At 62.4% G+C, this 23,812-nt stretch carries 22 protein-coding genes and 1 rRNA gene; 8 read left to right on the top strand and 15 right to left on the bottom strand.

What is annotated here, in order from left to right; genetic code table 11:
- Window positions 1-139: 139 nt before the first annotated feature.
- The 4 genes from scpB to AC1DCM_RS20195 all read right to left on the bottom strand — a co-directional run bounded on the left by scpB (window position 140) and on the right by AC1DCM_RS20195 (window position 4,198).
- The gene (scpB, locus tag AC1DCM_RS20210; RefSeq protein ID WP_477519484.1) at window positions 140-796 is read right to left on the bottom strand and encodes an SMC-Scp complex subunit ScpB; all 657 of its coding nucleotides are present in this window, start codon (window positions 794-796) and stop codon (window positions 140-142) included.
- Window positions 789-1,676, bottom strand: a complete 888-nt coding sequence (locus tag AC1DCM_RS20205; RefSeq protein ID WP_477519483.1) for a segregation and condensation protein A — start codon at window positions 1,674-1,676, stop codon at window positions 789-791. The genes scpB and AC1DCM_RS20205 overlap by 8 nt, the downstream gene beginning before the upstream one ends.
- Before the next feature lie 7 nt (window positions 1,677-1,683).
- Entirely contained in the window at window positions 1,684-2,583 is a 900-nt protein-coding gene (locus AC1DCM_RS20200; RefSeq protein ID WP_442005615.1) for a ParA family protein, read from the bottom strand.
- A 268-nt stretch (window positions 2,584-2,851) separates the two neighbouring features.
- Window positions 2,852-4,198: a cation:dicarboxylate symporter family transporter gene (locus tag AC1DCM_RS20195; protein WP_477519482.1), complete on the bottom strand. Its 1,347-nt coding sequence runs from the start codon at window positions 4,196-4,198 to the stop codon at window positions 2,852-2,854.
- A gap of 139 nt (window positions 4,199-4,337) precedes the next feature.
- On the opposite strand from AC1DCM_RS20195, the gene AC1DCM_RS20190 reads away from it, so the two are divergent.
- The 6 genes from AC1DCM_RS20190 (at window position 4,338) to AC1DCM_RS20165 (ending at window position 11,132) form a co-directional block, all read left to right on the top strand.
- Window positions 4,338-5,984 carry a sensor histidine kinase gene (locus AC1DCM_RS20190; RefSeq protein WP_477519481.1) on the top strand — a complete coding sequence of 549 codons (1,647 nt, stop codon included), beginning with the start codon at window positions 4,338-4,340 and terminating at the stop codon, window positions 5,982-5,984.
- Complete coding sequence (locus tag AC1DCM_RS20185) at window positions 5,981-6,694, top strand: response regulator (protein WP_442005618.1); 714 nt, start codon at window positions 5,981-5,983, stop codon at window positions 6,692-6,694. The genes AC1DCM_RS20190 and AC1DCM_RS20185 overlap by 4 nt, the downstream gene beginning before the upstream one ends.
- A 131-nt stretch (window positions 6,695-6,825) precedes the next feature.
- Entirely contained in the window at window positions 6,826-7,467 is a 642-nt protein-coding gene (locus AC1DCM_RS20180; protein WP_477519480.1) for a GntR family transcriptional regulator, read from the top strand.
- A gap of 23 nt (window positions 7,468-7,490) precedes the next feature.
- Window positions 7,491-9,011 carry an MmgE/PrpD family protein gene (locus AC1DCM_RS20175; RefSeq protein WP_477519479.1) on the top strand — a complete coding sequence of 507 codons (1,521 nt, stop codon included), beginning with the start codon at window positions 7,491-7,493 and terminating at the stop codon, window positions 9,009-9,011.
- Window positions 9,012-9,917 (top strand): methylisocitrate lyase, encoded by a 906-nt coding sequence (gene prpB, locus AC1DCM_RS20170; RefSeq protein WP_477519478.1) that lies wholly within the window; start codon window positions 9,012-9,014, stop codon window positions 9,915-9,917.
- A 75-nt stretch (window positions 9,918-9,992) separates the two neighbouring features.
- Complete coding sequence (locus AC1DCM_RS20165) at window positions 9,993-11,132, top strand: bifunctional 2-methylcitrate synthase/citrate synthase (RefSeq protein WP_477519477.1); 1,140 nt, start codon at window positions 9,993-9,995, stop codon at window positions 11,130-11,132.
- 91 nt (window positions 11,133-11,223) lie between these two features.
- On the opposite strand, the gene AC1DCM_RS20160 is transcribed toward AC1DCM_RS20165, so the two are convergent.
- Complete coding sequence (locus AC1DCM_RS20160; protein WP_477519476.1) at window positions 11,224-11,721, bottom strand: 8-oxo-dGTP diphosphatase; 498 nt, start codon at window positions 11,719-11,721, stop codon at window positions 11,224-11,226.
- A gap of 93 nt (window positions 11,722-11,814) precedes the next feature.
- Here AC1DCM_RS20160 and AC1DCM_RS20155 point away from each other — a divergent pair, with 93 nt between their 5' ends.
- Entirely contained in the window at window positions 11,815-12,594 is a 780-nt protein-coding gene (locus AC1DCM_RS20155) for a hypothetical protein (protein ID WP_477519475.1), read from the top strand.
- Window positions 12,595-12,618: 24 nt separating this feature from the next.
- Here AC1DCM_RS20155 and xerD read toward each other — a convergent pair whose 3' ends face one another.
- From xerD to AC1DCM_RS20110, 9 genes are all read right to left on the bottom strand, one after another.
- Window positions 12,619-13,578, bottom strand: a complete 960-nt coding sequence (xerD, locus tag AC1DCM_RS20150; RefSeq protein ID WP_477519511.1) for a site-specific tyrosine recombinase XerD — start codon at window positions 13,576-13,578, stop codon at window positions 12,619-12,621.
- A gap of 2 nt (window positions 13,579-13,580) precedes the next feature.
- A complete protein-coding gene (locus tag AC1DCM_RS20145) occupies window positions 13,581-14,243 on the bottom strand; it encodes an NUDIX domain-containing protein (protein ID WP_442017612.1) in 663 nt (220 codons plus the stop codon).
- A 49-nt stretch (window positions 14,244-14,292) separates the two neighbouring features.
- Window positions 14,293-16,038: a CTP synthase gene (locus AC1DCM_RS20140; RefSeq protein ID WP_477519474.1), complete on the bottom strand. Its 1,746-nt coding sequence runs from the start codon at window positions 16,036-16,038 to the stop codon at window positions 14,293-14,295.
- Window positions 16,039-16,162: 124 nt separating this feature from the next.
- Window positions 16,163-17,923, bottom strand: coding sequence for a DNA repair protein RecN (recN, locus tag AC1DCM_RS20135; RefSeq protein WP_477519473.1), 1,761 nt, complete (start codon window positions 17,921-17,923; stop codon window positions 16,163-16,165).
- 3 nt (window positions 17,924-17,926) lie between these two features.
- Entirely contained in the window at window positions 17,927-18,985 is a 1,059-nt protein-coding gene (locus AC1DCM_RS20130) for an NAD kinase (protein WP_442005628.1), read from the bottom strand.
- A gap of 13 nt (window positions 18,986-18,998) precedes the next feature.
- Window positions 18,999-19,811 (bottom strand): TlyA family RNA methyltransferase, encoded by an 813-nt coding sequence (locus AC1DCM_RS20125; protein WP_477519472.1) that lies wholly within the window; start codon window positions 19,809-19,811, stop codon window positions 18,999-19,001.
- A gap of 3 nt (window positions 19,812-19,814) precedes the next feature.
- Entirely contained in the window at window positions 19,815-20,078 is a 264-nt protein-coding gene (locus tag AC1DCM_RS20120; RefSeq protein WP_442017616.1) for a hypothetical protein, read from the bottom strand.
- Window positions 20,079-20,087: 9 nt separating this feature from the next.
- Window positions 20,088-21,074 carry an HAD-IIA family hydrolase gene (locus tag AC1DCM_RS20115; RefSeq protein WP_477519471.1) on the bottom strand — a complete coding sequence of 329 codons (987 nt, stop codon included), beginning with the start codon at window positions 21,072-21,074 and terminating at the stop codon, window positions 20,088-20,090.
- The gene (locus AC1DCM_RS20110) at window positions 21,067-21,936 is read right to left on the bottom strand and encodes a hypothetical protein (protein ID WP_477519470.1); all 870 of its coding nucleotides are present in this window, start codon (window positions 21,934-21,936) and stop codon (window positions 21,067-21,069) included. Before AC1DCM_RS20110 ends, AC1DCM_RS20115 begins: the two co-directional genes overlap by 8 nt.
- On the opposite strand from AC1DCM_RS20110, the gene AC1DCM_RS20105 reads away from it, so the two are divergent.
- Entirely contained in the window at window positions 21,889-23,139 is a 1,251-nt protein-coding gene (locus AC1DCM_RS20105) for a hypothetical protein (protein ID WP_477519469.1), read from the top strand. The genes AC1DCM_RS20110 and AC1DCM_RS20105 overlap by 48 nt on opposite strands.
- A gap of 273 nt (window positions 23,140-23,412) precedes the next feature.
- On the opposite strand, the gene rrf is transcribed toward AC1DCM_RS20105, so the two are convergent.
- Window positions 23,413-23,529: ribosomal RNA gene (gene rrf / locus AC1DCM_RS20100) — 5S ribosomal RNA — on the bottom strand.
- Window positions 23,530-23,812: the final 283 nt, after the last annotated feature.

Raw genomic sequence — 23,812 nt, 5'->3', positions numbered from 1 at the left:
CGTCCTTGTGTAGTAATGGCCGGCATTTAGTGCTGCAATCAACACTAGCCAGCCGGGCAGACATCGTCTGCCCCTTGTTGCCGTGGCACCGTCCATGCGGTGCCGTGAATCAGTATGTAGTTATCGTGCGGTGCCGGGCTTACATCCGGCTGGCGTCGTAGTACTCGTCGATCCCTTCCAAACCCGGAAGGTGCGGCGAGAGCTGGGGCAGTTCCGCCACCGAGCCGATTCCCATCCGTTCCAGGAAGTAGGAGGTTGTCCTGTACAGGACAGCCCCTGATTCGGGATCGTTCCCGGAGTCTTCGATCAGACCACGCTGGGTTAGAGTCCGGACCACAGAATCGACGTTGACGCCTCGAATTGCGGATACCCGGGCCCTGGAGACCGGTTGCCTGTAGGCAATGACCGCCAGTGTTTCAAGCGCTGCCTGAGTGAGCCTGGTGGTCTGCCCTTCGAGGACGAACCTGCCCACGATGTCCGCAAAATCAGACCGTGAATAGATCCGCCACCCACCGGCGACGTTCCGCAATTCAAAACCCCGGGGGGCAGAGCTGGCAACGGCAAAGCCGACAGCATCCACGTCCGGGGCTTTAACAGTATAGCCGCTATACTCCCGCTGCAGGTCCTGCAGCAAATCCTCGACGACGGCGACCGTTACGTTCAATCCCGCAGCCAACTCCTCCGAGGTGGCTGGCTCATCGATGACCATGAGCACAGCTTCCAACGCTGCCCGCGCCCCGCCAGGCAGGGTTTCGAGCTCAGCAAGGCCAGCTGCGCCCACGTCCTGCTCAGTCACTGGCTTTCCCTTCGGTCGTTTCCTCGTACTCTTCGCTCAGGTTCGAGCTGTCCCATTCGTCCACGTCCCCAGTCCATCGCACTGTCAGTTCTGCCAACGGACCTTGCTGTTCGAATGCCACAACCCTGTCCCTGAACATCTCCAGCAAGGCCAGGAAGCGGGCCACCACCACCAAGGTTGTCTCGGCGTCGGCTATCAGCACGCGGAAGGAGAGGGGGGCTCCAAGTTGAAGCCGGTATCCGATGATCTCGGCTTGCTCCTTGACGCTCACAGGGGGTGCGTGGAGATGGTCCAATCCCACCTCTGCGGGCGCCGTGTCCTTTGGCTTCAGTGCCTTGGCGGCAAGCTCCGCGAACTGTTCAGGGGTGTGCCGCCACACAAGTTCGGGCAGCAGCGCGGCGAAATGGGCCTCCAGTGCCACTTGGCGCGGGTATCTCCGCTCTTCCTGTTCCAGGGTTTCACTGATGAGACCTGCCACTTGCTTGAACGCCTTGTACTGGAGCAGCCGGGCGAAGAGCAAGTCCCGGGCTTCCAGGAGAGCAATATCTTCGTCGTCCTCTACTTCGCCAGCGGGAAGGAGCCGGGCAGCTTTGAGGTCCAGGAGAGTGGCAGCGATCACCAGGAATTCGCTGGCCTCGTCCAACGCCCAGTCCTCCCCCAGTTCCTGGAGGCGGCGGATGTACTTGATGAACTCATCGGTGACGGTGGCCAAGGCCACCTCGGTGATGTCCAGCTTGTGCTTGGATATCAGGCCCAGCAGGAGGTCGAACGGCCCGGTAAAGTTTGCGAGCCGAACCTCAAAGCCCGCCTTACGGGTGTCGGAGGTGCCGGCGTCGGACGTTTTCTCCGGACTTGCCGCCTCGGCGAGTGACCGTCCCACGTGTCCGCTACGGCGCGCCGCCGCGCGAGATAAGTTCTTTTGCGAGGCGGCGATAGGCGTCTGCACCGATGTGGTTGCCGGCGTAGCTCGTAATGGGTTCCGCGGCCACTGTGGCGTCCGCGAACTTAATGGAACGCTTGATGACGGTCTCGAAAACCTTGTCACCGAAGGCCTCCACGAGGCGCGAGATGACTTCGCGGCTGTGCAGGGTGCGGGCGTCGTACATGGTGGCGAGGACGCCGTCCACCTGCAGACGTGGATTCAAACGGTCCTGCACCTTCTCGATGGTTTCCACGAGGAGGGCCACTGCGCGAAGCGCGAAGAACTCGCAAATCAACGGAATGATGACGCCATGGGCGGCGGTCAGTGCGTTGACAGTCAACAGGCCGAGGGACGGCTGGCAGTCGATCAGCACGACGTCGTAGTCATCTTCAACGCTCTTGAGTGCGCGGTCCAGGACTTGCTCGCGGGCGACTTCGTTGACCAGCTGCACTTCAGCAGCGGAGAGGTCGATGTTTGCAGGCAGAAGGTCCACACCTTCCACTCCGGTCTGCTGGATAGCATCCCGGATGTTCACTTTGCGGTCCATGAGGACGTTGTAGACAGTGAGATCGAGTTCGTGCGGATTGGCGCCGAGCCCTGCAGAAAGAGCACCTTGTGGATCAAAGTCCACCAAAAGCACCCGCCGGCCATACTCCGCGAGCGCCGCCGCAAGGTTGATGGTGGACGTGGTTTTGCCCACTCCGCCCTTCTGGTTAACCATGGCGATGACCCTTGCCGGGCCGTGGGAGGCAAGTGGAGCCGGTTCCGGGAAGTCGCGGTAAGGACGGCCCGTAGGCCCCATGATGGCGTCTTCCAGATCGAGCTCGGTGTCTCCCAGCGTAGCTGTTCCCCGTTCGCTGCTCACGTATCTAACCACTCTTTCGACGACGATCTTCCCTGCCGCTGTTCCCCTGGGTACAGCGCTGCTACCCACCTAGGCTACAGCGCCCGACACGGCATTTCAGGGAACTTGACTTTCGTTGATCTTTGAGCCTTGACCCTCTAGTTGAGGTCGAAGGTTGGCCGGTCGAAGGCTTGCTTTGCTTGGCTGCCGGGCCTCCTTGTCTTCCTTGGCGAACGGCAAAGGACCGACACCCCGAATGGGTGTCGGTCCTCGTTGCTATGTATTGGTGTTAGATGGTTGCCTTGTGACGGGTTTCAGCTTCCGGTGCCGTCTCCGCCTCGGCGCCGTGGGCGATCATTGTCGTCTCGTCGAACGGCTCGCTGCCGGAGAGGACACGCTCCACCTGGGCGTTGTCGATTTCCTTGACCCAGGTGCCGATCAGAACGGTCGCAACGGCGTTGCCTGTGAAGTTCGTCAGTGCACGGGCCTCAGACATGAAGCGGTCGATGCCAACGATCATGCCCACGCCACCCAGGAGCTCGGGCCTGTGTGCCTGCAGGCCGGCGGCAAGCGTTGCCAGGCCAGCTCCAGTGACGCCTGCAGCGCCCTTGGAAGCGATGATCATGAACACCAGGAGCGAGATCTGGGCGCCCAGGTCCAGCGGCGTACCCATGGCGTTGGCAACGAACAAGGAGGCCATAGTCAGGTAGATGGCAGTGCCGTCAAGGTTGAAGGAGTAGCCGGTGGGTACTGTCACGCCGACAACCGGCTTGGAGACACCCAAGTGTTCCATCTTGGCGATGAGGCGGGGCAGGGCTGCCTCGGAGGAGGACGTGGAGAAGATGAGGAGGTATTCCCGGGCCAGGTACTTCATCAGCTTGAAGATGTTGACGCCGGCCACCGCACGGAGCAGCGAGCCGAGGATGACCACGATGAACACTGCGCAGGTGATGTAGAAGGCCACCATCAGCGTGAACATGCTGAGGATTGCCTGGGCGCCAGTGGCACCGACGACGGCGGCGATCGCACCGAACGCGCCGACGGGAGCCAGCCACATGATCATGATGAGGATCCGGAAGACAAGGCGCTGTCCGTGGCCGATTGCGGTAAGGATCGGGGTGCCCTGCTTACCCATCTTCTGGAGCGCGAAGCCCACCAGGATGGCTGCGAGGAGGGTGGGCAGGACGGGAATGTCGCTGGGGATGATGCCCATCAGGAAGTCCACGGTGCTGTCCGTGGCCGCCTTCTTGTTGGGATCGTATGGAGTCAGCTTCAGGCCCTCACCCGGGTGAATGAGGTTGCCGACAACGAGGCCGATAGCCAGTGCGAAGGTTGACATGGCTACGAAGTAGCCAAGTGCGAGTCCACCTACCTTGCCGACGGTTGCGGCTTTGGCGATGGAACCGATGCCCAGAACGATGGTGCAGAAGATGACCGGAGCGATCATCATTTTGATGAGCTTGATGAAGCCATCACCGAGCGGCTTCAGGGACTTTCCAACCTCAGGGAACAGCAGGCCGACCACGGCACCGAGCACTACGGCCAGGATGACCGCGATGTACAGGTAATGCGACTTGTCGAGCCCCCTGCGTCCACCGGTGGTGGCTACTGCCGACTCTCCTCGTTGAGAGGTCATGGGATTCTCCTTCTGGATACTGTGTAAGGCGCTGCGGTCCTGCACTTGTGTCCAATCCGCTGCCCTTGTGTGATATCCATCATTCAGCCATGGGTGACACACATCACCGTTGCGGTCATATTGGTCATGGGAGGCCTACTTGTTTCATCGCTGGAGCATCGCCCGCCGCTTGTTTGTGGCAAACCTGCTGTTCGTACTGGTGCTGACAGCTGTCTTCGGCGCGTTCTCGGTACTGGAGGCGCGGGATCGGGCGTACGAGGATGCCGGCAGCCGGATGCTTGCGATCGCAACATCCATTGCCCACAACCCCTTGGTGTTGCAGGCGGCGGCAACTTCTGATCCGTCAGCCATACTGCAGCCCTATGCGCTGGAGGTCATGAAGGACGCGGACGCAGATTTCATCACCATCATGGCTCCCGACCGGACCCGATGGACCCATCCCCGTCCCGAAGAGCTGGGCAAGCCCTATATCGGCACGATCGAGCCTGCCCTGCGGGGTGAGACTTTCACGGAAGTCACTGCGGGTACATTGGGGCCCTCGGTCCGCACGATCGTGCCTGTGAAGGACTCCGGTGGAACCGTCAAGGCCTTGGTGGCGGCAGGCATCACCGTAAGAACCGTGGATACCGATGTCGCCGAAAGGCTGGGAGTGATTGGCGGCATCGCGCTGGTGGTCTTGTTCTTCGGCTCCATAGCCTCCTGGCTGCTCGGACGTTACCTGCGATCCGTGACCCGCGGCTGGGGTCCCGAACAGCTCGCGCAGCTCTTCGCCTACTACGAATCAGTCCTGCACTCCGTCCGTGAAGGCGTGATCCTGATCGATACCCGCGGAAAAGCAGTGATGTACAACGATCAAGCCGCGGAGTTGCTGGGACTGGAACCTTCCGAGGCCGACCGCTCCCCCGATGATGCTCCCAAGCTGTCCGACCTCCCCTTCGACGGGAGCCTGCGAGCGCTTTTCGAATCCGGCAGGCCAGCCCATGACGAAATCCATTTGACCGGTTCACGGATCCTGGTGGTCAACCAAGCCCCTGCCGTGGGGCCGGTCCCTGCCCGGAGCCGGCAAAAGCCATCGGTCTACGGCACAGTGGCCACCATTCGTGACCGCACTGAGATTGAGTCGTTGGGAACCGAGCTGGAAACCATGAAGACTCTCTCGGATGCGTTGCGTGCCCAGACCCACGAACATGCCAATCGCCTGCATATGATCGTTTCCCTTCTTGAGTTGGGCCGCACGCCCCAAGCGCTCGAGTTCGCCACCAAGGACCTGGAGCTCAGCCAGCAGCTCACGGACGACATGCTTGCTTCGGTGGATGAACCGGTGATGAGTGCATTGGTGATGGGCAAGTCTGCCGAAGCACATGAGCGTGGGGTGGAATTGGTGGTTCGGACATCAGGGAGTTCTGGCGTCCGTGGTCTGGAAATCCAGGACCTTGTGACGATTCTGGGAAACCTCCTGGACAACGCCATTGATGCTGCCGCGTCCGGTGAGATGCCCCGAAAGGTGGAACTGGACGTTGAAGCCAGTGTGGCCGGTGTTGGATTCACTGTTCGGGATTCCGGGGCCGGTATCGATCCTGGTTCGATCGATGATGTGTTGCAGTACGGGTACAGCACCAAGTCCGCCCAGGACAATCCGCGGGGAGCCCATGGGCGTGGTGTCGGCCTTGCCTTGGTCCGACAGGCGGTCCAGCGGCTGAACGGTACTATGACGATCAGCAATCCAGGCGGCGCCCAGTTCCATGTTGTGCTGCCCGCGCCCGTTACCGAGGAAGAGAATGCATGACAGACATCCGCGTCCTGGTGGTCGAGGACGAGCCCATCGCCTCAGACGCCCACTCTATTTACGTGGGCAGGCTCCAAGGGTTCACGCTGGTGGGAACGGCCCCGGATGGCCAGTCTGCACTGCGCATCCTTGGCGAATTCGCTGCGTCCGGCTCGCCGGTGGACCTGGTGCTGCTCGATATGAACCTGCCGGACCTTCATGGGTTGGATGTTGCCCGACGCATGCGCTCCGCGGGAGTCTTCGCCGACATTATTGCCATCACAGCCGTCCGTGAATTGAACATCGTGCGCAGCGCCGTTTCCATCGGCGTCGTGCAGTATTTGATCAAGCCCTTCACTTACGCGACCTTTGCCGACAAGCTGAACAGCTACCGCACTTTCCGTGATCAACTGGCGGGCTCGGTGTCCGGCATCTCCAAGGCCGGAGCATCCCAGAGCGACGTGGACCAGGCCTTCGCGAGTCTCCGGGCACCCACGGAACTACCACTGCCGAAGGGGTTGTCAGGTTCCACATTGGAGGCGGTGAAGGATCTTGTCCGCGCCCGGCAACAAGCCGTATCCGCTAGTGAAGTGATGGATGCCCTTGGAATGTCCCGGGTCACAGCCCGCCGGTATCTGGAGTACCTGGCCGACGCCGGGACGGTCACCAGGGCCCCGCGCTACGGAACGCCAGGGCGCCCGGAGAACGAGTACGGCTGGAACCGGGGCTAACACGCGCCTTAACGACTGGTCCGCCCGCGATCTGGACCTCAAGTTCCCCACAGAGCCTGCAAATGTATACATTGCTCCGCTCTTTTTGAAGATTTATCCAATTTCCTTGAGTTTGTGTATACACTGAGATCATGCGCGCCAGTGATCGGGCCTATGCGGCCCTCCGTGAAGACATCATTGAGTGGCGCCTTCGGCCCGGCACGGTTCTGGCAGAAGTCGAACAGTCCGAGCGGCTGGGGGTTTCCCGCACGCCGGTGCGGGAGGCGTTGGGCCGGCTGATGGCTGAGGGATTGACGACGGCGGCAGGCGGCCGCGGCGTCGTCGTCACCGATATCTCGCTGGACAGCATCGACGAACTGTTCGAACTGCGCGAAACACTCGAAGTCAGGGCCGCAGCCCTCGCCGCCGAACGTGGGGAACCGGGCGTCTTCGCCGAGCTGCAGGCGCAGCTGCTGAGGGCTCCGGATCTGCTCAGCGAGAAGGATCCTGGCCGGCACGAGTATTACGCGTTGGTTAGCCGGCTCGACGAGGCCATCGATGCTGCGATCTCCAACTCCTACCTTGCCCAGGCGATGCGGAGCCTGCGCGTGCATCTGGTACGGGTGCGCCGGCTGGCAGCCGATGATGCTGCCAGGCTTCATGCCGCGGCCGCGGAGCATGCGGCCATTGCCGAAGCGATCGCGGCAGGGAATCCCCGGCTGGCCGAAGCAGCCACCACACTTCATTTGCACCGAAGCCTTACCCACGTCAAAGCCGCTCATGTGGCCCGCTAAAGACCCTCAGTAGAAGGAGCACCATGGTCAAGAACAACCACGTCCGCGTTTACAAGTCCGAAGAGAACCTCCCGCGTGAGGAGCAGTTGGCACACAAAATCGCCGTGGTCGCCGCCGACCCCGTCGACGTCACCCCCGAGGTCACCGATATGGTGATCAACCGGATCATCGACAACGCCTCGGTGGCCATTGCCTCCCTGAACCGGGCACCGATCGTCGCAGCACGCGCCCAGGCCCTGACGCATGGGCCGTCCACGAACGGCAAGGGCGGGCACGTTTTCGGTATCACGGAACGGGTCTCCCCCGAATGGGCTGCCTGGGCCAACGGGGTAGCCGTTCGCGAGCTGGACTACCACGACACGTTCCTGGCCGCGGACTACTCCCACCCCGGAGATAACATCCCGCCGATCCTCGCCGTCGCCCAGCACGTCGGTGCCAGCGGTGCCGACCTCGTGCGCGGCATCGCCACCGGGTATGAAATCCAGGTGAACCTGGTCAAGGCCATCTGCCTGCACAAGCACAAGATCGACCACGTCGCCCACCTCGGCCCGTCCGCCGCAGCCGGGATCGGCACGTTGTTGGGGTTGGATGTTGAGACGATCTTCCAGTCCGTTGGCCAGGCCCTGCACACCACCACCGCCACCCGGCAGTCCCGCAAGGGCGAAATCTCCACCTGGAAGGCACACGCCCCGGCCTTCGCTGGCAAGATGGCCGTCGAAGCAGTGGACCGCTCCATGCGCGGACAGACCTCGCCCGTGCCGATCTACGAAGGCGAAGACGGCGTGATCGCCTGGATGCTCGACGGCCCGGACGCCGCCTACGAGGTCCCGCTGCCACTGCCCGGTGAAGCCAAGCGCGCCATCCTGGACACCTACACCAAGGAACACTCCGCCGAGTACCAGGCCCAGGCGTGGATCGACCTGGCCCGCAAACTCAACCGCGAGCACCCCGAAACCACCGATCCGGCCAACGTGGCCTCGGTGCTGATCAAGACCAGCCATCACACCCACTACGTGATAGGTTCCGGCGCGAACGATCCCCAGAAGTACTCCCCCACAGCGTCCCGGGAAACCCTGGACCACTCCATCCCGTACATCTTCACCGTCGCCCTGCAGGACGGCGCCTGGCACCACGTGGATTCCTACGCTCCCGAACGGGCCGCCCGCCCGGACACTGTTGAACTGTGGCACAAGGTCACCACCGTGGAAGACCCCGAGTGGACCCGCCGCTACCACTCCCTGGACATCGCAGAGAAGGCCTTCGGCGGTTCCGTGGAAATCACGCTCACCGACGGCACCGTCATCACCGATCAGATCGCCGTGGCCGACGCGCACCCGCTCGGTGCCCGGCCGTTCGCCCGCGAGCAGTACATCAACAAGTTCCGCACGCTTGCTGCCGGTCTCGTGGAGGAAGCCGAAATCGAACGGTTCCTCACCGCCGTCGAACGCGTCACCGAACTGTCCGCAGGCGAACTGGACCAGCTGAACATCACCGCAGCCCCCGGCGTGATCGACCTCGCGGCAGCTCCGAAGGGACTGTTCTAAATGCTGTACTCCACAACCACACCCGAACAGAAACGCCTCAAGCTCCGCGAGTTRCTGGCCTCCGGGACCGTGCAGCAGTTCCCCGGGGCGTTCAACCCGCTCTCGGCACGGCTCATCGAGGAAAAAGGCTTCGCCGGGGTCTACATCTCCGGCGCCGTCCTAGCCAACGACCTCGGCCTGCCCGACATCGGCCTGACCACCCTCACCGAAGTCGCCACGAGGGCAGGCCAGATCGCCCGCATGACCGACCTGCCCTCACTCGTGGACGCGGACACCGGCTTCGGCGAACCCATGAACGTCGCCCGCACCATCCAGGAACTCGAAAACGCAGGCCTCGCCGGATGCCACATCGAAGACCAGTTCAACCCCAAACGCTGCGGCCACCTGGACGGCAAAAACGTCGTGGACATCGACACCGCCACCAAACGCATCCGCGCCGCAGCAGACGCACGCCGGGACCCGAACTTCCTCATCATGGCCCGCACCGATATCCGCGCCGTCGATGGAATCCAAGCAGCCCAGGACCGCGCCAGAGCCCTCGTGGACGCCGGCGCCGACGCGATCTTCCCCGAAGCCATGGCCGATTTGAGCGAGTTCCAGGCCATCCGCGACGCCGTGGACGTCCCGATCCTGGCCAACATGACAGAGTTCGGCAAAAGCGACCTCTTCACCGTGGACCAACTCCAGGGCGTCGGGGTAAACATGGTCATCTACCCCGTTACCCTCCTCCGCATTGCCATGGGCGCTGCAGAGCGTACGCTGGAATCGATTAAGGCTGCGGGGACTCAAGAGGCACAAGTGGAAAACATGCTCACGCGTGCGCGCCTCTATGAACTCGTGGATTACGAGGCCTACAACCAGTTCGATACCGGCGTTTTCAACTTCCAGGTTCCTGGCATCCGCTAGGTCCGGGAATCACCAAGGGGACAGCAGGCACTCCGGCAAACCGGGGCGCTTGCATAATGAACGAAGGAGTTCAGCATGGCTGCTGAAGACATTAAAAAAGGCCTTGCCGGCGTCGTGGTGGACTACACCGCCGTCTCGAAGGTCAACCCGGACACCAACTCGCTGCTGTACCGGGGATACCCGGTCCAGGAACTGGCTGCCAAGTGCAGCTTCGAAGAAGTTGCCTACCTGCTGTGGAACGGCGAACTGCCCGACGATGCCCAACTGGCTGAATTTGTTGCCCGCGAACGCGCGGGGCGTGCCCTGGACCCTGTGGTCAAGTCAGTTATAGACACGTTGCCCACCACCTCACATCCCATGGATGTTTGCCGTACGGCAGCGTCCGTGCTGGGAGCCCGGCACGAGCTGGCCGAGGATTCATCCCCCGATGCCAACATGAAGAAGGCGATCGACCTCTGGGCTGCGATGCCTGCCGTCGTGGCCTATGACCAGCGCCGCCGGCGCGGCCAGGACGCAGTGGAACCGCGGGAGGACCTGGACTACTCCGCGAACTTCCTGTGGATGACGTTCGGTGAAGAAGCAGTGGTGGAGGTTGTGGAGGCATTCAACGTCTCGATGATCCTTTACGCGGAGCACTCCTTCAACGCCTCCACGTTCACAGCCCGCGTGGTCACCTCCACGCTCTCGGATCTGCATTCGGCCGTGACCGCTGCTATCGGCGCCCTCAAAGGCCCGCTGCACGGCGGCGCCAACGAGGCCGTGATGCACACGTTCGATGAGATCGGCATCCGCAGCGAAGAATCCATGGAGGAAGCCGCGATCCGGGCCCGGGCATGGATGGAAGACGCCCTGGCCCAGAAGAAGAAAGTCATGGGCTTCGGGCACCGCGTCTACAAGCACGGCGACTCCCGGGTACCCACCATGAAGGCCGCCCTGGACAAGATGATCGCCCATTACGGACGCCCCGAACTCCTGGGACTCTACAACGGACTCGAACAAGCCATGGACGAAGCCAAAGCCATCAAGCCCAACCTCGATTACCCCGCCGGCCCCACGTACCACCTCATGGGCTTCGATACGCAGACGTTCACCCCATTGTTCGTCGCCAGCCGGATCACCGGCTGGACAGCACACATCATGGAACAGTTTGCCTCGAATTCCCTTATCCGTCCGCTCAGCGAATACAACGGACCGGAAGAGCGGCACGTGCCGTAGCCTCTTGGCGCTCGGGCGCTAAGGAAGCAGACGACGGCGGGTCGGTCACCGAAAGGCGACCGGCCCGCCGTCGTACGCTGGGAAACCTTTTCTACTGCTCGGTTCCGATCCAATCGATGGTGTGGACTTTGGCCACGCTCTCGTTATCGGCAGCCAGGTCCACTCGAACTGCGATCCGCTGCCCGGAAATCATCGCGGGCAGCCAATGCTCGGCGTCGGCCCACATCCGTTCCACCGGTAGCTTGGACACTGGGAACCATTCCGGCGCGATCTCATCGCTTTCAACCGGTTCACCTTCCCAAATACGCGTCAGGTACACGGTGGTGGCCATGTTCCATTCCGGTCTGGCAGGAAACACGAAATCAATGATGCCGGCGGGGATGAGGTCCGCAGCCTGGACCACCACGCTGATCTCCTCCATGACCTCGCGGCACACCGCCTGGATTGCGGTCTCCCCCGGTTCCACGTGCCCACCCACGCCCACCACTTTGCCGCGCCCAAAACCGGTCTTCTTGGTGCCGAGGAGGACGTGTTCCCCGTCCGCGTCATCGCGGAGGAGGAAGCACAGTGTCACATGGGCTGCTGTCATGCTGCCTACCTTAACCCGATCTCCTCTACCGGGGCTGGCATTGCGACGGTCAGCCCAATTGCTACCGTGAGCCCAGTTGCCTACAGTGAGCCCATGAACGAAGGTGGCGGCGAAGCGCGCGCCGAGACTCAGGCGCAGGCCATCAATCACGATGCGAAGCCCCAGGCAGCGGAAGATGTCGAAACAGTTCCTGTTGCCGAGTCACCAGCACACGCCCGACTCGGGCAGGAGCGCGATGCCTGGCTGCCCCGTTGGGTGGTAGCGCATCCGCTATACGTCGGCTGGGCCTGGACGGTGGTGTGGGCCGGGCTCATTGTTCTGGATGAAGTGGTGGACCTGGCCGGATGGACCTGGTATTTGCTGGTCCTCGCCGCTGCTTTGCCCACGCTGCTGTCCACGCTGGCTGTGCTGCATGCCACGCCCCGCAGCCACCTCAAGGCAGTGGATGCCACTGTCCTGGGCCATTTTTTCGTCCGCTTCCTCGCCCTGGTAGTGGCCTTCATGGTGTGGGCCGCCTCTGTGGTGATGAGTGCTTCCATCTCGACCACCGTGCAAACCGTCATCGGCGACTCCGAAAAGGAGGTGACCGCACTCGGCTTCAACCTCATGCTGGCTTCGGTCCCGCTGGTGCTCTCTGTCCTGTGGATGGCGTTCATAGTGCGGTGCGCCTGGTTCCTCCGCCGGCTACGCGGTTGGCGGCAAATACCCCTGAAGACGCGGGTACCCAAAAAGTTCCTCAAGGGTCAGCCACGGCTGAAGCGGGTGGTGGTGGGGCTGGCCCACCCCGGGCTCTTGCTGGTGGCCGGATTGGGGACGTCGCTGCTGGCCTTGTTCGTCGATGCCGTGGAATTGACGTTCAGTGTCCTGGACTAGTTGCGGCTCCTGCCGACCACAGGTTCAGCCGAGCGCCCTGGGATGGGCAGCAGCGTAAACTTCCCGCAAAGTATCGGCCGTGACCAACGTGTAGACCTGGGTGGTGGTCACCGACGCGTGCCCCAACAGCTCCTGGACTACGCGCACGTCAGCCCCGCCTTCCAGAAGATGCGTGGCAAAAGAGTGCCGCAAGGTGTGTGGCGAAACATCCTTGGTGATGTTTGCCTTCTCCGCGGCAGTTTTGAGGATTGTCCAGGCACTTTGCCTGCTGATCCTGCCGCCACGGGCATTGAGGAACAAGGCGGGAGTGCCCTTGCCCTTGGATGCCAGCAGCGGCCTTCCCCGGACCACATAGGCTCCGACGGCGCGTGCACCGTAAGAGCCCAAAGGAACCAACCGTTCCTTGGAACCTTTGCCGAAGAGCCTGACGATTGCAGGTTCGCCACCGGCGTGCTCCAGGGATACATCGTCAACGTCCAGCCCTACGGCCTCGCTGATGCGCGCACCCGTGGAGTAGAGAAATTCAAGCAGGGCCCGGTCCCTCAACCCGGTCGCAGAGTCCGAACCCGCAGCTTCGAGGATCCGCGTTACTTCACCAACGCTGATGGCTTTCGGAAGCCGTTTGCCCGGCATCGGCGGGTGGACATCGCTGGCGGGATCCGACGTCGTGGTTCCCTCAAGGGCCCAAAACTTATGGAGCCCCCGCACGGCCACGACGGTTCTGGCGGCAGAGCGGACGCCGAGGGCCGCAGCCCCATCGGAGCCGTCGGACAAGGCCTGGGCAAAGGCGGTGACATGATGCCGTGTGATGTCTCCGGGCCGTTCCACTCCTTGACTCGCCAGGAAGTTCGAATAGCGGGCAAGGTCACGGCGATAGGCAGCCAAGGTGTTGGCAGCCAGGCCACGTTCCACCCCGACGTGCTGGAGGTAGTCCGTAACTCCGCGATCGATGCCGTTGGCGGTGCGGGTGGCGGCCTCGGCCATTCTCAGCGCTGGCTCGGGTGCGCGGGCCACGGCGCGTCAGCGGGGCGCAGGCTGGAAAAGCCATCGGCCTTCGCGGCGGCGGCTGCAAGGATTCCCAGGACCGCGGACGGATTGTGCAGGCGCCCTTCCAGGACCGCTTTCACGGCGTCGTCGAGCGGAATCCAGTGGAACTCAATTTCTGACTCTTCGTCGGTGCGGACATGCAGGTCAGCCTCGGGAACAGCGCTCAGCCCACGAGCCAGATAGATGCGAACAGCCTCGCTGGAGGATCCCGGAGAGTTGAAGAAGTCCACCAGGACATTCCACGTGGCCGCAACAAGATCAGCTTCCTCAGCGAGCTCCCTGGCAGCACCCACGACGAAATCCTCGCCCTCAATGTCCAGCAAGCCGGCGGGGATTTCCCAGAGGTCCATACCAACGGGGTGCCTGTACTGCTTCAGGAGCAGGATTTCGCCGTCAACGTTCATGGGCAGCACGGCCACCGCCCCAGGGTGGTCGATGTAATCCCGGACCAGGGTGTCCGTATCCTCGCTGAGCTGGAAGGCGTCGCTGACCACATCCCAGATGCGGCCTTCGTAGACCTTGCTGGTGGACAAAAGACGGCGCGGGCTCGGCATATCCGAAACCTGCCTTGAGGTGCTGGGGGTTTCAGAAATGCCGGGCATCGCGCCGTCCTTCGTTAGTGCTTGCGTTTACCGTTTACTTGGCAGCTACTTACTTGGCAGCTACCGCGCGGGCAGCCGTCTTGGTTCCCACAACGGCGCCTTCACGACGCTCCAAGGCAGCCTTCACGAGGCCTGCGAAGAGCGGGTGCGGGCGCGTCGGGCGGGAGCTGAGCTCAGGGTGTGCCTGCGTCGCGACGTAGTACGGGTGCACTTCGCGGGGAAGTTCAACGTACTCAACCAGCTTGCCGTCAGGAGAGGTACCTGAGAAGACCAGGCCCTCTGCCGCGATCTGGTCACGATACTTGTTGTTAACCTCGTAGCGGTGGCGGTGGCGTTCGCTCACCGAAGTGGTGCCGTACGTCTCTGCGACTACGGAGCCCTCGTCCAGCTTGGCTTCGTAGAGGCCCAGGCGCATGGTGCCGCCGAGGTCTCCCTTGCCTTCCACAATGTCCAGCTGCTCTTCCATGGTGGCGATAACCGGGTACTTGGAGTCCGGCTCGAACTCACTGGACGAGGCGCCTTCCAGGCCAACCACGTTGCGGGCGTACTCGATCACCATGCACTGAAGGCCAAGGCACAGGCCCAGAACCGGGAGCTTGGATTCGCGGGCAAACTTCAACGCGCCCAACTTACCCTCCAGGCCACGGATGCCGAAGCCTCCCGGCACGCAGATCGCGTCGACGCCGGCAAGGGACTTGGTGGCGCCCGCAAGTGTTTCGCACTCGTCAGAGGGGACCCAGCGGATCTTGACTTTGGCTTCATTCGCGAACCCACCTGCACGGAGGGCCTCGGTCACCGAAAGGTAAGCATCGGGAAGATCGATGTACTTGCCCACCAGGGCGATCTCGACCTCATGCTTGGGGTTGTGGACAGCTTCGAGCAGCTTGTCCCACTTGCTCCAGTCGACGTCCTTGAACGGCAGATCCAGTGCACGGACGATGTAGGAGTCCAGGCCTTGGGAGTGCAGAGTCTTGGGGATGTCGTAGATGCTGGGTGCGTCAGCGGCGTTGACCACGGCGTCGATATCGACATCACACATGCGGCCGATTTTCTCGCGCATGGCGTCCGGCACTTCGCGGTCCGAACGGATCACGATGGCTTCGGGCTGGATACCGATGGAACGAAGGGCTGCCACGGAGTGCTGCGTCGGCTTGGTCTTCAGTTCCTGGGAAGGACCGATGTACGGAACCAGGGAAACGTGGAGGAAGAAGACATTGTTTCGGCCGATGTCCTGGCGCACCTGGCGGGCCGACTCAAGGAAGGGCTGCGATTCGATGTCGCCCACCGTGCCACCGATTTCAGTGATGATGACATCCGGAGCGTTCTTGCCTTCGGCGGGAAGGCGCATGCGGCGCTTGATTTCATCCGTGATGTGCGGGATGACCTGAACGGTGTCTCCGAGGTATTCACCGCGGCGTTCCTTTGCGATGACCGTGGAGTAGATCTGGCCCGTTGTGACGTTGGCCGAACCTTCGAGGTTTTCATCGAGGAAGCGCTCGTAGTGTCCGATGTCGAGGTCGGTTTCGGCGCCATCATCAGTCACGAAAACTTCGCCGTGCTGGAAGGGATTCATCGTGCCCGGATCCACGTTCAAATAGGGATCGAGCTTCTGCATAGTTACAGACAAACCGCGTGCCCGCAGCAGGTGGCCGAGGCTGGAAGCCGTCAGACCCTTACCGAGCGAGGACGCCACACCACCGGTGACGAAGATGTGTTTGGTCGTCTTGGACGAGCCCGGGAACCGGGAATTTACACGGGAATTTGATCGCTGCACCACGGAATTCGAGCTTATCATCAATTACGCCTTCCAAGCGTCCGTCCGGATTCCCCAAATGGTCAATAGTTGCCCAAGACCATGCCTGCAATCAAGAGCCGGGCGGGACCAAGTGCACGGATGTGATAGTGGTCGCAGTCCTTAATCAGCCCCGTGCCGGGAATTTCCCAGGCCGCTGGGGAAGCAATTTCGCATCGTCCAACAATTCCTGCGCGTGTGCCTGGGCAGATTCTGAGTCCTCCTGCCCGGCCAACATACGGGCAAGCTCCTTCACGCGCTCGTCGTCATCCAGCAGTTGCACATCGCTGGAGGTGAATCCGGTGGACGTTTTTCCGTCGGCGCCCCGCACTGAGGTTTTGGTAACCCGGATGTGCTGATCAGCGAAGGCGGCAACCTGCGGCAGGTGCGTCACAACGAGGACCTGGACGTGGCGGGCCAACATGGCCAGCCGGCGCCCGATCTCGACGGCGGCCCGTCCACCCACACCGGCGTCCACCTCGTCAAAGACGAACGTAGGAACAGGATCCACCGCCGCGAGCACCACCTCGATGGCCAGCATCACCCTTGAGAGTTCACCGCCGGAGGCTCCCTTGCCCAGTGGACGCGCCGGAGCGCCGGAGTGTGGCTGGAGGAGGAAGGCGATCTCGTCAGTCCCCCAGGGGCCAAGCGATCCGCTGTCCTCTATCTGGATGATCAACGTGGCATCCGCCATGGCCAAAGCCTTCAACTCTGCACTCACGCGGGCTGAGAGGTCCTTGGCCGCCTTCAGCCGGGCCTTGCTGATCGCTGCGGCCTGCTTGCGCAGGGTAGCTTCGCTCGAAGCCACCTCGGCATCCAAGGATTCGATGCGGCTTGAATCGTCCTGCAGCTCGTCCAAACGCATCCGGGCCGTAGTCGCCCACTCCAACACCTCATCGATGCTGGGGGCGTACTTCCGGATCAGTTTGGCCAAGGCTGCGCGGCGTTCCTCAATTTCAGAGAGCCGCTCCGGGCCTTCAGTGTCCAATGCAGCTTGGTAGCTGGACAAGTCAGCGGCGATATCGTTCAGCAGGAAACCAACTTCTGCAAGACGTGCAGCAGCGGCCCCCAACGCCTCATCGTGTTCTGCAACGTGCTCCAGCGTCCGCTTGGCCGCATCCACCATCGATGTGGCATCGCCGGCATCGCCGAATTCCTCGGCGATGAGCGACTCATGTGCCGCTGCCGCTGCGAGCCGGAGTTCTTCAACGTTGGCAAGCTTTACGGCCTCAGCCTTGAGGGTCTCATCCTCACCAGGCTGGGGATCCACGTCATCGATCTCTTTGAGAGCGGCGTCCAGCGATTCCGCCTCACGAAGCCGTTCCCGCGCTTCGCTGCGAAGTGTCTCCAGCTCGGCCTGAATGGACTTCCAGTGGTTGTACAGATCCTGATACTCCCCCAGAACCTTGGCCAGCGCTGCACCAGCGAAGCGATCCAGGGCGTGTCGCTGTGCCGTAGCGCTTTTCAGCCGGATCTGGTCCGATTGTCCATGCACCACCACCAGGCTCTCGCCAAGTTCGGCCAGAACCCCTACCGGTGCCGCCCGTCCCCCAACGTAAGCCCGGCTGCGGCCGTCGGCACCAACGGTGCGGGCCAGCAGGAGTTCAGCGACGCCGTCGAACTCCTCAGCCTCACCGCCGGCCTCCTTGGCCCGCTCCACCGCGGTGTGGCCTGGATCAAGCTTCAGGACTGCCTCGGCGGACGCAGATTTGGCGCCGCTCCGGACTGCGCCGGCATCCGAACGGGCACCCAGGAGAAGCCCGACGGCGGTCACCACCATGGTCTTGCCGGCACCAGTTTCACCGGTTACGACGCTGAGGCCGGGCCCTAGCGGCAGGGCGGCATCGGTGATGACACCGAGATCACGGATTCGGAGTTCTTCAAGCATGCTTCACTTCGCATTCGTGGGGTCGGATGGCTCACCGTGCCCCGGGTTCAGGGACGTTTCGGTATCCCGGAGATCACTCGCGTCCCGGGGGGTAGGCAAAGGAGCCGGTGAAAGTGTTCGAATCACGGGGATGGGGCCGGTGTGGACTTCCCCTGAGCGGGGAGCCGGACCACGCCAGCCGTGGATGGGAAGCTGGAACTTGCGCACAAGCCGTGCCGAGAAAGGAGTCTTATGTGTCCGTGCCAGCCTTACCGGTGTGGCCGAGCGTGTCACCTCAACACGGGCTCCCGGAGGCAAGTCAACGGAGCGCCTGCCATCACACCAAAGGACGCCCAAGGCATCCGTCCGGTTCATGATTTCCACGGCCAGCTTGGATCGCGGAGAGACCACCAAGGGTTTGGCAAAAAGGGCATGGGCGCTGATTGGCACAATGACGAGCGCCTCCACCTCAGGCCACACCACCGGCCCACCAGACGAAAACGCGTACGCCGTTGATCCCGTTGGTGTCGCAAGGACCACACCATCACAGCCGAACGACGTCAGGGGTCGTTCATCCACCTCAGTGACGACTTCCAGCATCCGTTCCCGATTGGCCTTCTCAATCGCGGCCTCGTTCAAGGCCCAGGTATGCCAGATCTTCTGGCCCTTGATCCACACCTGGACATCGATCGTCATGCGCTCTTCAACGGTGTACTGGCGGCTCGCGATCCATTCGACCGTCTGGGCCAGGTCAGCACGTTCGCTCTCTGCAAGGAAGCCCACATGGCCGAGGTTGACGCCCAGCAAGGGAACGTCCACTTCCCGCACAAGTTCCGCCGCGCGCAGGATGGTTCCGTCGCCACCCAGGACCATCACCAATTCCACGTCTTCCAAACTCACGTCGTCGTGGAGGATCTCAATGGGGGTATCAACGGCACCAAAGAAGCGCTCGACATCTGCCAATTCTGACTTCTGAAGGACCGGCACCAGGCCCGACGAGTGCAATTGCGTACAAGCATCCCACGCCGCCCGGAGCGATTCCTCCCGCCCTGTGTGGGCAAGGACAAGTACATGCCTGCTCATCGGGTTCTGCTTTCTAGTCGTTTGGCCAGAGGTTCTTTATCAATGCAGCAACGTCCTCGTCCCGCTCTTCGATCTTAGGCAACACAGCGGACATCCTGCGCTTCATCCACAGGAAGTACTCAACATTTCCGTCCTGGCCCGGAAGTGGACTTGCCGCCAGGCCATGAAGTTGCAGCCCCGCATCAACTGCAGCGCGGGCAACCTGGGCCACCGCCCGGCGTCGTTCATTCTCGGAAGACACGACGCCCGTGCGGCTTAGCCGCTCCTTGCCGACTTCAAACTGCGGCTTGACCATCAGGACAAGGTCTCCGCCAGGTTCCGTGCAGGCAGCAAGGGGGCCCAGGACCAACGTCAGGGAAATGAAGGACAGGTCTGCGACAGTCAGGCTTGCGGTGCCACCGATCTGGTCCGGCGTCATATACCTGACATTGAGCCCTTCATGGACCACCACCCGGGGATCATCGCGGAGCAGCGGCACCAGTTGGCCATGCCCGACGTCGACCGCCACCACTTGCGCGGCTCCCTGCCGAAGCAGAACGTCCGTGAAGCCGCCAGTGGAGGCTCCGGCGTCGAGACACCGGCGACCGGATACTGCTACCGCCGGAAACGCGGCCAGCGCGCCGGCCAACTTGTGCCCGGCGCGGCTCACGTAAATGTCCTCAAGGTGGGATTGGACGTCCAGATCTGTCTCGGCGTCCACTTGCTGGGCCGCTTTGGCGAAGACAACCCCGCCTGAACTCACCTTGCCGTCGCTAATGAGCTTGGCAGCGTGCGTCCGGGACCTCGCCAGCCCACGGGTGACGAGTTCCTGATCAAGTCTTGCCATTCGCTAATTCTCGCCTTCCGGGCGGGTACGAGCGGTATCCCGGTCCGCTACCGGCGGCAGGCCGGGCTCAGCATCCAGAGCCTCCAGGAGGGAGTCATGAATTGCCGTGTACAACCCAGCGTGGTCTGCCACAGGAGCCCCATGAACGCCCTCCAGCAAGCCAAGGGCGCGGTCCACAGGGACGTCGCCGGTGGCTTCAAGAGCCTCTGGCCAGCGCACAGGGGGCCGTTCAGCCTCAGCTTCCGGGTAATTGTTGGCCTCGGTCATCGCACCAGTCTAGTGAGTTCGCCATTCCAGCTGGGGCGCCTGAGCTACAGCAGTGTCCGGAACCTCAGCCCACCATGCCGCGCAGGCAGCACGCCACGCGTCGAGGTCATCCTTACTCCCGGTCAACGAGACCTTGCCATCCTCAGCAACTGCTGACGCTGCACCGCAACGGTAAGTGCCAGCGTCGTTGACGATTTCCGGGTAAGGGGCGTAAAGGTCCCCCAAGTCTGCCAAAAGGTAGTCCGGACGCTCTTCCGTCCGGGCAGCCAGAATCGACAGCGTCGTATCGACGCCGGTGAGTACCGCCGCCGTCGCAAATCCAGCACGGTTGCCGCCCAGGATGTCCGTATCCAAACGGTCCCCCACTACCAGTGGGCGATCGGAATTCAGGCGCTTGGCGGCAGCGTGGAACAACGGCGCTTCGGGCTTGCCGGCAACCAACGGCGTCTTGCCCGTTGCGGCCGCAACTGCTGCAACGAGGGTACCGTTCCCAGGAGCCATACCGCGTGCCTGCGGAATGGACATGTCCGTGTTGGTCGCGAACCATTGGGCACCGCCGGCGACAACGTAGGAGGCCTCCGCGAGGTCCTTCCAGCCGATCTCCGGGTTGAAGCCCTGGACGACAGCCACCGGCGACTCCTCTGCACTGTGCACGGGCTTGAGGCCCACGAGTTCGATCTCGTGGGCCAACGCCGCACTGCCAGTAATGAGCACGTGAGCCCCCGCGGGCAGCATGGAAGCAAGCAGCTCCCCGGCAGCCTGCGAAGAACTGACCACCTGGTGATCCTCCGCAGGCGCTCCCAGTTCCCGCAAGTGCGCAGCAACCTGGGCGGGAGTACGCGAGGCGTTGTTCGTCACGTAACCCAAGCCGACGCCTACCGTCTCCAGGCGCTGCAGCGACTCCACAGCCCCGGGAATGGCATGGGGACCTGCATAAACGACACCGTCAAGATCGGAAAGAACCGCGTCAAAGGACGAAATGAGTGAATCAGCCATGCTGCGAGTCAGTGCCCTGTTCCTCGGTGGATTCCGTGTGTGCTACTGCTTCCTCGGCTTCTTCTGATTCGTCAGCTTCTTCGGCTTCGTCAGCTTCTTCGGCTTCGTCGGCTGAATCAATGTCCGACTCGGCGTCGTCCGACTCGAAGTAATCCGACTCTGCATCATCAATGTCAACGTCGTCGTGTTGGGCGTCTGCAGCAGCCGCCTCCGCGATCACCGTTTCGCTTTCCGGCCTCACGACGTCGGAATCCTCGCCGCGCTTCTCGAAGCGTGGCTTCCGCGCAGCCGCTGCTTCTTCCTGCTCGTCCCAGCCGAGGTCAAGAATTTCCGGTTCGGCGAAGTCACCAACGCCGAGGGCATTCTCAGCTACCAGTGCCTGACGAGCCCACTTTTCGGCTTCCTCAGTGCGACCCACGGCAGTCAGTGCTTCTGCATACGCGCGGAACAGACGGGGGCTGTAAGAGAATGCCCTGTTAATGTCCAGCTGCGGGATCTCAAGCTCGGCTACAGCAGCATCGAGCTGGTTGAGGTCCGCTCGCGCGCCAGAAGCCACAATCGCCAGCTCTACCTTGCCCGGAGCATCCAGATCCTGCGCTTCAGGAGACCGGACCATGTCCAGTGCACGGTCAGGGCGGCCAAGACCACGCTCACAGTCGGCCATGACGGGCAGGTGAACGTTGGAACCGCTGATGCGGCGGTACGTACGGAATTCGCGCAGCGCTTCGCCATAGTGACCTGCAGCGTAAGCCGTCAAGCCAACAGCTTCCCGGACAGCCGACAGCCGACCACCCCTGCGACTGGCGGCCAAAGCGTGTTGGAAGGCCAGCTCCGGCTCGATGTCGATCAGGCGACCGGCCATGACCAGGTGCTTCGCCACCCAGCCTGCGCTCTGCTCTTCGAGGGTCTTGATCTGGTGCCCGGTGGCGCGGTCAAGTTCCTTGCCCGTGACATCCTCATCGATCTCCGGAGAACGTTCGCGGTCAGGGCGGTTGGCGCTGCGAATGTCCTTCGCGTTGGGAACGCGGGCGGGACGGTCTTCCCAGGAGTTGGAGCGGTCATTGTTGAACGGACGACGCTCGCCACCACGCTCGGGACGGTCACCAAACGGCTTACGCTCGCCACGATCATTGCTGAACGGACGACGCTCCTCGCCATCACGACGCGGGCCATCAAAGTTCCGCGGGCCACGCTCAGGGCGGCTACCGAAGGGCTTACGCTCGCCACGGTCATTGTTGAAGGGACGACGCTCGCCACCACGCTCGGGACGGTCACCAAACGGCTTACGCTCGCCACGGTCGCTGTTGAACGGACGACGCTCACCATCGCGCGCGGGACGGTCACCACGGTCATTGTTGAAGGGACGACGCTCATCGCCATCTCGACGCGGGCCATCGAAGTTCCGTGGGCCCCGCTCGGGACGGTCACCGAAGGGTTTACGCTCGCCGCGGTCGTTGTTGAAGGGACGACGCTCACCATCACGGGCCGGACGGTCACCACGGTCACCGAACGGCTTACGATCACGATCGCCACCGAAGGAACGACGCTCACCATCGCGGGGCGGGCGGTCACCGAAGGGTTTACGCTCGCCACGGTCACTGTTGAACGGACGACGCTCACCATCGCGCCCCGGACGATCAGCGCGGTCACCGCGGTCACCGCGGTCACCGAACGGCTTACGATCACGATCGCCACCGAAGGAACGACGCTCACCACCACGGGCCGGGCGGTCGCCGAAGGGCTTACGCTCGCCACGGTCGCTGTTGAACGGACGACGCTCACCATCACGCGCCGGACGCTCCCCGCGGTCACCGCGGTCACCAAAGGGCTTACGATCACGATCGCCACCGAAGGAACGACCCTGCTCATTGCCGTCGCGGTTCTCCCTGGAACGGAATCCACGAGGGTCTCCACCAGAGTTGTTGTTGGGGCGGAAAGAACCGCGCTCACCGCGATTCCCGCCAAAGTTTCCGCGGTTGCCGTCGCGATTGCCGCCGTTGTGCTCAGCCATGGTGGATTCCTCCTGTTGCGAGCCGACCACTGGCGCGTGCGTAGTCGCTCATAACCCTTATTTCGTTGTCACGCCGTCTGCAGCACTGGGCTACCGACTCGTATGTCTTATGCAATTCTAGGCGACAGCGCCTCAGGCGCCGAACGTCAGGGCAGCTCCACGGGTGTCCCGTGGCAAGTCTCACAACATTGTTGGCGCTGCGCCTTTTGGGGTCTTAAATGGGGGAAGCCCCGGCCGTGGTGGTCGGGGCTTGCTGTGTCTGGTTGTTGGTTAATGTGGGAGACCCCCCGACCCTGGTGTGGGTTGGGGGGTCTCGACCTAATGGTTGTCCGGCGGTGTCCTACTCTCCCACACCCTCCCGGGTGCAGTACCATCGGCGCTGTGGGTCTTAGCTTCCGGGTTCGGAATGGGACCGGGCGTTTCCCCCACGCTATGACCGCCGTAACCTTGTTACCCGAACCCCTGTGCCGGTTTGGTTCCGGTGTTGGGGTGGGAAGCTTTGTGGTTACAACATGTGTGTTCCCTCGATGTTGAGGGTCCTGTGGTGTTGTGTATTCAGTTGTTGGTTCCTGGAACGGTTGTTGTTCGGGAACCACATAGTGGACGCGTGCAGTGTTTTTGTGTGTGGTGTAAGTTGTTGGCCTATTAGTACCGGTCAGCTTCACGAGTCTTTAGTCCTCGCTTCCACATCCGGCCTATCAACCCAGTGGTCTGGCTGGGGGCCTCT

The sequence above is a fragment of the Paenarthrobacter sp. 10N417 genome (genome assembly GCF_056394745.1).
This window is presented reverse-complemented; position numbering and strand designations above follow the sequence as displayed.